The 10,400-nt window shown below is 38.9% G+C and carries 7 protein-coding genes and 1 tRNA gene; 5 read left to right on the top strand and 3 right to left on the bottom strand.

Features of this window, described 5'->3' with window-relative positions:
* Nucleotides 1-90 precede the first annotated feature (90 nt).
* Entirely contained in the window at nt 91-516 is a 426-nt protein-coding gene (locus RTR43_RS05465; RefSeq protein ID WP_312470252.1) for a DUF2621 domain-containing protein, read from the bottom strand.
* A 306-nt stretch (nt 517-822) separates the two neighbouring features.
* Between RTR43_RS05465 and RTR43_RS05460 the strand changes: the two genes are divergently transcribed.
* The 4 genes from RTR43_RS05460 (at nt 823) to RTR43_RS05445 (ending at nt 5,241) form a co-directional block, all read left to right on the top strand.
* Nucleotides 823-919 (top strand) — tRNA-Sec (locus RTR43_RS05460).
* A gap of 316 nt (nt 920-1,235) precedes the next feature.
* Complete coding sequence (locus tag RTR43_RS05455) at nt 1,236-2,339, top strand: AI-2E family transporter (protein WP_312470251.1); 1,104 nt, start codon at nt 1,236-1,238, stop codon at nt 2,337-2,339.
* Nucleotides 2,340-2,735: 396 nt separating this feature from the next.
* Complete coding sequence (locus RTR43_RS05450; protein WP_312470250.1) at nt 2,736-2,900, top strand: hypothetical protein; 165 nt, start codon at nt 2,736-2,738, stop codon at nt 2,898-2,900.
* 25 nt (nt 2,901-2,925) lie between these two features.
* Entirely contained in the window at nt 2,926-5,241 is a 2,316-nt protein-coding gene (locus RTR43_RS05445) for a xanthine dehydrogenase family protein molybdopterin-binding subunit (RefSeq protein ID WP_312470249.1), read from the top strand.
* A gap of 541 nt (nt 5,242-5,782) precedes the next feature.
* Here RTR43_RS05445 and RTR43_RS25615 read toward each other — a convergent pair.
* On the bottom strand, nt 5,783-5,971 hold the full coding sequence (locus RTR43_RS25615; RefSeq protein ID WP_396954538.1) for a tyrosine-type recombinase/integrase: 189 nt from the start codon (nt 5,969-5,971) through the stop codon (nt 5,783-5,785).
* A 409-nt stretch (nt 5,972-6,380) separates the two neighbouring features.
* Between RTR43_RS25615 and RTR43_RS05440 the strand changes: the two genes are divergently transcribed.
* Entirely contained in the window at nt 6,381-8,453 is a 2,073-nt protein-coding gene (locus RTR43_RS05440; RefSeq protein ID WP_312470247.1) for a choice-of-anchor J domain-containing protein, read from the top strand.
* A gap of 295 nt (nt 8,454-8,748) precedes the next feature.
* On the opposite strand, the gene RTR43_RS05435 is transcribed toward RTR43_RS05440, so the two are convergent.
* On the bottom strand, nt 8,749-10,302 hold the full coding sequence (locus RTR43_RS05435) for an APC family permease (RefSeq protein ID WP_312470245.1): 1,554 nt from the start codon (nt 10,300-10,302) through the stop codon (nt 8,749-8,751).
* Nucleotides 10,303-10,400 lie beyond the last annotated feature (98 nt).

Genomic DNA, 10,400 nt, shown 5'->3' with positions numbered 1-10,400 from the left:
TCAGTCGAAGCGCTCCAGTCCATACGCCGATAGGCGGGCGCCTTGCGCTTTTCTTGTGTGAAAAATAAAAAACCGTCTTGAATGGACGGTTTAGAATAAATGTTCGTATGGTGCAACATCAATTCGATTTTCAAAAAGCTTTTTGCGCAAAAATTTATGATCTCTTTTTGGTGTTGCTTGGATGTAGCCTCGAATCACCAGGTCTTCAGTAATTTTAGGAGCCTTTTCAGTCAGAGCAAGCTCGCCGATTTTCCCGGCAATCTTATGTCTAGCTACATCGCGAAATAGCTCTGGAACAGGGCTGACTAAATCCTCAAGAAGATTTTTTTCATCATCCTTCCACAGATGACGTGACTCATTTACAAAGTGCTCTTCCCAATCCATTACCGACTTTCCATCTTCTTTAGGCATCTTTTTCAAAAACTTTCGGAACATAAAAAATCCGCCTATGGCCATTGAACCAACTAAAAAAACAACCCAAAAGAGGATAAACCATAAAAACCAACCATTGAGCATATTTTTCACCTACAAAAAAACAATTTATCTACCTATTATAGTCTGATTTCAGGGGAAATGACAAGAAAAGGTCATCATTTAATTAGGGACTCCAGAGAGGTAGAGGGTGGCATATTATATGGGTCTAAAATATTCAATCATGAGCGGTACGGAAATGGTTGTCGAAAAAGTGACAAAATGGCCAATTCTATTGATTATTACTATATTCCATTGTAATATGGTTACAAATGAAAGGTTAACGAAACTTTTTTTTCATAAAATAGCTGTTAACTTTCGTCCAAACACCTTGAATAAAATAACAACCATGGGGCTGACTGGGGTACTGGTGTCCTCCACAGTCTTCAAAACTGCTTGAGACCTGCGTGCCAGGTCTGGTGGGTTCGATTCCCACGCAGTCCCGCCAAAACCTACTATATTAATAGCGATCGCACAGTGATTAAACCTGTGCGTTTTTTTTCGTAATAAGTTACTTTTCCTATGCTTCGTTATAGGCTTCTTATCGTTTTGTCGTTAATTTAGAAGGAAAATAAATTGGATTATTCTAATATACATTTTGTTGGGAGGCCATATATTGAAACAATGGTACTCCCTTTCAGTAAGTAACAATCATTTTAAGAGAATCAAAATTAATATTTGTTAAAATTCCTTGATAATACTGTATATTATTCCAAGACTTTGATATACTTTTATCAAAATATCTGAGTTAAGAGGTACAGATCGTGTCGAAATCTAAAATACAATTCTGGCTGATTCAAATTTTGCTTATTTTAACGATTATTTTCGTTTCAACAAAAATCTCATTTATGTTTAGGCCGATAGGAGTCTTTTTCTCAACGCTTTTCTTTCCAATCCTGATAACAGGGTTCCTCTATTTCCTTTTAAATCCGTTAGTGAATTTTCTCGAACGAAAAAAGCTTCCTAGGATAGCAGCCATACTTGTCATATATATTGGGTTTGCTGGTCTTCTTGTGTTGGCAATGAGCAGCATCGTTCCAGCTGTGTCAAAACAGGCAATTGATCTTGCCAATAATTTGCCGATCTTTGCCCATGAGACTACTGATTATTTAAATAATATGGTTAAGTCATCAGAGTTTAAAAGCTTTATAAATGAGCAGAGTGAAATAATTGGTACGGTGCAACAAAGGTTAATGGAGTTTGCAAATACACTGCCAAACAAACTGACGAACGCATTTATGGCTTTTTTTGGAATGGTCACTAATATAGCAGTTATTCTTGTCACTGTACCATTTTTATTATTTTACATGCTTAAGGATGGTCATAAATTTCCAAAATCCGTTTCAAATTTTATTCCAACCGGTTACAGAGATGAGGGTCTAAAAATTTTGAAAGAAACAGGGGAGACATTATCTGCCTACATTCAGGGGCAGGTTATGGTCGCCCTGGCTGTCGGAACCCTGTCTTTTATTGGATATTTAATTGTTGATCTACCCTATGCGTTAATTTTGGCGCTCATTGTAGCCTTCACCAACATTATCCCTTATGTTGGACCAATCATAGGCGGTACACCCGCTGTGCTTGTCGCTTTCTTTGATTCACCAACGAAAGCTTTGCTGGTAATAGTCGTCATCCTGGTTGCCCAGCAAATAGAAGGGAACTTCCTGTCACCGATGATATTAGGTAAATCATTGGATACGCACCCAGCAACCATCATCATTATTCTATTGGCTGCAGGAAACCTGGCAGGCGTACTTGGAATGGTCTTGGCAGTTCCGACCTATGCTGTTTCAAAAGTAATTGTACTGAACTTAGTCCGATTTTTGAGAGCTAGAAAAGCGGCGGAAAATATAGTAGAAGGAACTTGAGTCATAGACCAGGTTCCTTTTTTACTAAAACTATATGATGAATTGCTTAACAACTTGCTTTGGTGCCATGCTTGGTGCCCGAATTTTTAAAATTTCAAATCACAAGAAAACACTAGAAAGTAAGAAAGCTTGATTTATCAAGACTTAAGAGTACATCAAGATACTAGAAAAACAGATGCCAGCAAACTTCAAAACTGTTTGAGACCTGCGTGCCAGGTCTGGTTGGTTCGATTCCCACGCAGTCCCGCCAAAAAATCAATTGTATCAAGGGTTATCGCAGATTTCTTTTGAATAATGTTTTTACATTTTCCTTGCTGTCTCACTCCTATCTACTAACAAGACTGTAGAGAACGTTTCCTTCAACCTCCAAATAATTATTTATTGGAGGTTATTTTTATGCAAACGGAAGTTATCACGAAAAAGAAAGTTAAGCCGAAGCTTGGGAGAATGAATAAGCAGAATTTTTTCGTTGTGGGTATCATTAATCAAATGGTTTATTTCTACGTAGCTGTATTTATCTTTATTTACACGAATATTAATTTACTAGGAAAGGTTTCATGAAAACTGACGGTTAGGAGGGATTTGCTTGGATGTAATTGGAAAAGGTGTCATTCGTAAAGACTCTTGGGATAAAGTGACAGGAGACGCGAAATACACAGATGATTACCAATCAGTTGGGATGCTTTCTTGTACAAAGGTAATCAGTCCATATGGACACGCTAGGATCACTGCGATTGACAAGACAGAAGCACTAAAAATACCAGGAGTTAGGGCGATTATCACAGGAGAACATTTTCCACTTACAGGGGAGGCCATTCGCGACCGCCCGCCAATTGCTGTTGATAAGGTCCGTTACCATGGAGAACCAGTTGCATTAGTTGTTGCTGATACTCCTTCACAAGCTAAGAAAGCAGCTAACTTGGTAAAGGTCTATTATGAATTATTACCTGTAGTAAATTCACCTACACAGGCGTTCCAAAAGAATGCTCCCCTCGTCCATGAGAGGTTAGGCGAATATAAAAAGGAGGAAGATTCACACCCGGTTCCGGGAACAAACATTGCATCACTTACTAAAATTCGCAAGGGCAATATGGAAAAAGGATGGTCTGAGAGTGAGGTAACAGTAGAAGCAAGCTATTCCTTTGCGCCTTCAGATCATGCCGCAATGGAAACAAGATGTTCAACTTGTGAGATTTCACGAGATGGAACAATCAATATAATGACCTCATCTCAGGCACCTTATATGGTCAAAACACTGATATCTGAATACTTTGGTGAAGATATAGGGAAAATTGTTGTTCACACGCCGTTTGTTGGAGGAGGCTACGGTGGAAAAGCACCCGTTCAGGTTGAAATACTTGCATACTTAGCATCGAAGGCTGTTGGTGGCCAACCCGTAAAGGTTTTTAATATGCGTGAAGAGGATATCATTACATCTCCATGTCACATTGGTTTGGATGGAACAGTTAAAATTGGGGCTGACCGTAACGGGAAAATTAAAGTTATGGAAATCCTTTATTTGTGGGATGGAGGTGCTTATTCGGATAAAGCAATTGATGTAACGAGATCTGGGGCAGTCGATTGCACAGGACCCTATAATGTGGAGAATTTATGGTGTGATTCATACTGTATGTATACCAATCATCCGTATGCCTCCCCATACAGAGGATTTTCTCATTCCGAACTTTCCTTCGTGATTGAAAGAACACTGGACTTACTCTCACAAAAACTGCAGATGGATCCGCTAGAACTTAGGTTTTTAAATGCCATTAGGCCAGGAAATACAACACCTACAAGGGTTTCTTTAAATAAAAGCAATTTAGGGGACTTACCACATTGTATTGAGAAAGTAAAACATTTAATTAAATGGGACGAAGGGTCGATTAAAGAGATAAATGAACGTTTTGTTAGAGTAAAAGGCGTAAGCTGCAGTTGGAAAACGTCAACGATTGATGCCAACGCTCCCTCCGGTGTTACTTTAACTTTTAATCGAGATGGTAGTATCAATTTAATGTCAGGCCTTATCGAAATTGGAACTGGAACTAAGACTGTGCTTGCTCAAATTCTCGCTGAGAGACTTAAAATGGATGTCGATAAAATTCATGTCAGAATGGAAGTTGATACCCAGACCATGCCAGAACATTGGAAGACCGTTGCCAGCAGGGGAACATTTATGGCAGGTAGGGCCACCTTAAATGCCGCAGAAGATGTGATTAACCAATTAAAAGAAGTGGCCTCATGTGTGCTAAGAGCACCGAAAGAAGATTTGGAAGTGGCAAATAGTCGGGTGTTTTTGAGGGATGATCCATCCATTGGTCTCCATTTTAAAGATATTGGTTATGGGTATAAGTATCCAAATGGTAACGCTATTGGTGGTCAAATCATTGGCAGAGGGAAATATATTTTACGCCATATAACGAAGTTGGATCCCGAAACTGGAGCTGGGAAGCCTGGTCCGGAGTGGTCTGTTGCGGCTTATGGAGTAGAGGTAGAATTCGATCGAAAAGATTATACTTATCGACTGGTTAATGCTGCTGCGGTGGTGGATGCTGGCAGGGTGATGAATGAAAAAACAGCATTAGGTCAGGTTATGGGGGCAATGAGCATGGGGCTAGCATTCGCTGGGAGAGAAACTTTTTATTTTGATGATTTAGGGAGGGTTTTGAATCCGCAGCTTCGGACGTATCGTCCACTTCGCTATGGAGAGAATCCTAATTACTTGGTTGATTTTGTTGAAAATCCACAGATTGATGGACCATTCGGAGCTCGTGGAATAGGAGAACTAGGTTTAATGGGAATGCCTGGGGCACTCGGGAATGCATTGTCCATAGCAGCTGGTGTTTCGCTTCATAATCTTCCCTTAATTCCAGAATTGATTTGGAAAGCAAAGGAGAAGCAATAAAGTATATCCGCTGGGAAGGAGTAATTACACTTAAAGTAAAGGGGGATTTTGTAGAATAAATCTTAAAAATGGGATTGGATAATATTTTTAATTGGAAGAAGTAAATATTTATCTAGAATGGAGACTGTAGAGGTTGAGGGAAAACGGTCTAAAAAACTATCAAGAGACTGCCGAGACCCCTTGATATTACCGGGAAAATTGAAGCAGATTTGACCTCTGGTGTCCTCCACAGTCTCCAAAACTGCTTGAGACCTGCGTGCCAGGTCTGGTGGGTTCGATTCCCAAGCAGTCCCGCCAACCTTGACAAATAAGGTTTTATGAGTTTTTTTGAGAAGTTAAATTGAGGCAAAAGTTGTTGGCCAACAACTGAAAATATTATCTTTGGTCACATATTGGTAACATCAGATATAAAAAATTACATACGTTATTTTATGAGCTGCTCGAACTGAAGGGCAGCTTATTTTTGCATATTTGGTAACACATGAGTTTAAGTGTCCATCTTGATTCTGAGTGTCGAATGTCCTAATCGTTCTGACACAACTTATGGATGAACACCTTGTTGATACATTAACGTTGCATGTGTATGTCTTAAATCGTGAAATCTAACATAATGAAAGCCACTAATTTCAACAAGCTTACGAAAGTTCCTCGCCAGTTCTGTTGGTTGAATTGGTTTACTATTGTTTGGATCAAATAGTAAATCTAAATCGTTACATTCAGATCCTAACAACAATTTATGTCTATGTGTTGCTAATAAACTATTAATAATTCTTGGATTAGGGTTTATGTAATTGTTACGGATCCACTTTTACAGGATTTAAAGTTTTTAAATATTAGTCCTACTTTCCGTATGTACTGCGGTGTGAGAAGTCGGGAGTAAATTACTCCCTCCTACTCGATTCCCTCCAAAGCTCGGGTGCTATTTTATACCTTCCAAGTTTACCCCTGTCAACTTTCTAAATTGTGTCGAAAAAGAACGATTAAATACTAAAATTTACTGAAAGATTATACCCTGTCGAAAAAAATAATATTTTAACGATAAAAAACAGTGTTAACTTTCTAGGTACGACAAAATATTCATAATATTATTGATACTATTATTTGGTAATACATATTATAAAGGTGCGAGGAGGACGAAAATGAAAAAATCCAAAAAGCTTTTATCCGTTTTATCTACTACCGCTCTAGTAGGTAGTTTGTTACTTCCTTCCGTGGGAAGTGCACAGATAAAAGGGTATAACCCAAATCCGGCAGTGCAGGAGATAGGTTCAGACTTTCGCTCTGAAACCGTAGAAGAGGTATTAAAATATAACAAACTTAATTTAAGTGGGTATGATGTAAACGGAGAAGCTACATCAGACAGTGGACAAGTTGGAGCGGCTTCATCCGTAACTCCGGGCGATGTAGGGACTGTTAAACCGTGGGTTACACATAATGATGTAACTGGACAATATGGCCTAACGAATTTTACTCTCAAAGGAGTTGGTACATATGGTGAGGTATGGGTAGCAAATAATCTTGCGTATCCTACAGGAGACCCAAGGAATGCTGCTGGAGTATCTGTCGTTACCAATCAACAAGTAAACTATCTTTTAAATCAATTTGATACAAAAATGTATGAACAAGAGGTTGCCTTTTTTGGCGCCCCTGCTGAAAGAAAGGGAGACCATGCTGCTAAATCTCTTGGTGATTTATATAGGGACGAATCTGGGCGTGTCGTTATCCTAATTGATAACATTAAAGATGCTAGTTATTATGATGCGAATTATCCTAGTTATATTGCAGGATATTTTTCATCAACTATAAGTGATTTAACGGATAGAAATGTCATGACAATTGACAGTTTTGATTGGTTAAACCGGACAGGTCCAACTGCTGCAAAACCTTTCTTATACGAGGGGACTTTTGCTCATGAGTTTCAACATTTACTTCACCACGACAGTGATGGTGCAGAAGAAAACTTTATAAATGAGGGATTATCTGATTTTGCTCAATATCAGGTGGGATATGGTCATTCAAAATCACACGTCGACTTCTTTATGAATAACCTTAAGAACTCCTTAACGCAATGGGGAGATCAGTCAGATCTTCAAATACTAGGAGACTATGGGGCTGCTTATCTATTCCAGCTTTATTTATACGAACAATTTGGCAAGGAATTTATTCAGAAAGAATTCAAAAACCAATTACAAGGTATTAATAGTATTAATGCCGTTCTAAAAGAAATGGGTAGCAAAAAAGACTTTAATGCAGTATATCAAGATTTCATGATTGCATTAATGCTAGATGGAAAATATCAAGGAGATAATAAGACATATAATTTTAATTCCATTGACCTTAACCCTAATATCGAAGCAGCATCAAAATTAGACTCTTTTGCACCAGCTTGGGGAACTGATGTAAAAATGATTACTCCTGACAAGAAGATTGACCATCTAAATTTCAAAGGTCTTGATTTCCTCGGTACGAACTGGAAAACAGTAACTGATCCAGTAAAAGGTGAAGTACTTTGGGGGAATCAAGGGGATCAAGCAAATAATTTCCTGATAAAAGAGCTTGATTTAACAGGAAAAACAAATCCAATCCTATCTTTTGATACAAAATATAATATTGAAGAGCAATGGGATTTTGGTGCTGTTCAAGTTTCAACAGATAATGGAAAAACGTGGGCTTCTTTAGCGAATGAACACACAAGAGATGATTTGGTCGCCAATGGATATCCAACAATAAAACAAAATTTACCAGGATTTACCGGTAGCTCAAATGGTTGGACAACAGAAAGTTTTGACCTTTCTCAATACAAGGGTCAAAAGGTCCTTGTGGCCTTCCGCTATATGACAGACTGGGGCTATAATGAAGCAGGATGGTACGTATCAAACCTTAAGCTAAATGGCGAGCTAATTGATGCCATGAAAACGACTAAGGGCTTTATGAGTTTAGAAGAAGCAACAAAGGAATATGTGGATTACCAAGTTCAGTTTATTGGATATAAGAAAGGTGTTGCAAAAGGGCAAGACAATCATGTCAAAGTTATTAAATTCCCTAATCTCCTAAATATGAGTGAAAGTGATAAGGTAGATCTTCGTGATATGCTACAAAGCTCTCAATATTCTAAAATATTAATGATGGTTACTTATGCACCTGCTCCTGGCAAGGGTGGAAGTGCTGAGTATAATTACGATGTAATTATGAAGGCTAACAAAAAGAAATAAATAAACTCCAAGACTCATTAAGTTATATAACTTGGGGCTTACACCCTAGAATACTGAATTTTTAAATCTCTAAAAATTAAAGTACCTTTCCAATAATGACCTATTTTACGACTATCTTAAAGAAGCTGTTCCAAATTAAAACTTTGGGCAGCTTTTTTTGGTTTTGGTGATTACGTTTCCCATACAGACTCAGGATCACAACCATATTCATTATAAAAAATGTCGAGACTTGAAGTTAATTGGTACAAAAAAACCAAGGGACGTCCCTCGGCTTTGTTTAGTATAGTCTATTAAGTTACTGTTTCGTTGAATCTGCCTGTAAATCAAGATTATTCAAGGCAGGTACACTCCTATATTTTTCCGGTATCGCATCATTATACGGCATATCGCTATGTCCGTAGCTACGATGAATCATCATATACAGTAAGCCAGTAACAACAACTATGACACCTGAAACAAGCACGATATAGTTATCATACCATGCTGCATCTGGCGTTCTTGGCCAACACATGTTGATCATTGCGATTATTCCGTAAATAAGCGCACAAATATTTACAGGCAGTCCCCACTTGCCCAATTGATACTTACCACTTGGCTTCCATCCTTTTAGTCTAGCTCGAAGTGCAGCAAGGACAACCATTTGGAATGCAAGATAAATGCCAAATGCCGCAAAACTGATTACCTTTGTGAGTGCATCTGTAGACACTTTTGAACCAAGGACAATAATGGCTGGAGCAATAGCTGCAAGAAGCAACGCATAAGGTGGAATGTGACGAGCAGCCGAAAACTTCTTTAACAATCGGCTTCCTACAATCATGTCATCACGTCCATACGCATAGGCAAGTCTGCTTGCTGCCGCCTGTAAACTCATTGCACATGAAAGGAAAGATATCAACACAATACCCAGTACAATCTTCGCGCCAACAGTGCCAAATGCATCGTTTAGTAGTGTATCAACAGGAGTTATGTCCTTACCAGCGATAACTGCTGGGATATCAGCAACTGAAAGTACTAAAGCAAGGCAAACAAAAGTTGCTGCAGCACCGCCAATGTAAATCGTCCGACGCATTGCCTTTGGGATAAGAACACCTGGATTCGGTACTTCTTCAGCAACATCACCACAAGCTTCAAACCCATAATATTGATAAATTCCAATTAATCCAGCTGCTGCAAATGCATACAAGTAGCTATGACTACCTTGAGCACCAAAAGAATCAAAGAGCACACCAAGACCGTGATACCTGTGTGTGATTAGCAACCAAAAACCAACTACAAGCGCACCGATAATCTCAGCAGCAAAACCAATAACTGCTGCAGTTGCGAGAACCTTTGTGCCAAGAAAATTGATGATAGTCGATAGTGCAAGAATGACTACTGAACAAATAATCGTGGAGTTAACCGATACTTCAAAACCCAAAACTTGTGCTAGATAAGGTCCAGCTCCGTACACAACACTGGCAATCGTCACAAGCAAAGCTATTAAGTAAACCCAGCCAGTCATCCACGCATACTTGCGTCCCCATAATCTTCGTGCCCAAGGATAAACTCCACCTGCAACAGGGTATTGCGCAACAATTTCACTGAAGACAAGTGCGACTAGTAATTGTCCGAGTCCAACGATGACAAAACTCCAAATCATTGGTGGGCCAGCTTGCGCAAGTGCGTATGCAAATAGTGAGTACACACCTACTACAGGAGAAAGATAAGTGAACCCAAGGGAAAAGTTTGCCCACGGACTCATGTCGCGGCGAAATTCAGATTCATATCCAAGCGATGCCAGGTGTGCAGCATCACTATCATGATGTTCTGACGCAGATCCGCCAATTATTTTGTTCGGATTTTCTTGCATGTTTTTGAGCCTCCTTAAAATAGTAGTTATATTCTTATGTGCAATTGCTGAGACAATATAAAATATTGTTAATATTCAGTAAATTCCACTTAGATAGA

Origin of the sequence: Neobacillus sp. (genome assembly GCF_031988165.1) — a bacterium.
GTDB lineage: Bacteria > Bacillota > Bacilli > Bacillales > Cytobacillaceae > Neobacillus > Neobacillus rhizosphaerae.
Note: the sequence above shows the minus strand (reverse complement) of the source record. Positions and strands in the feature narration are given on the sequence as shown.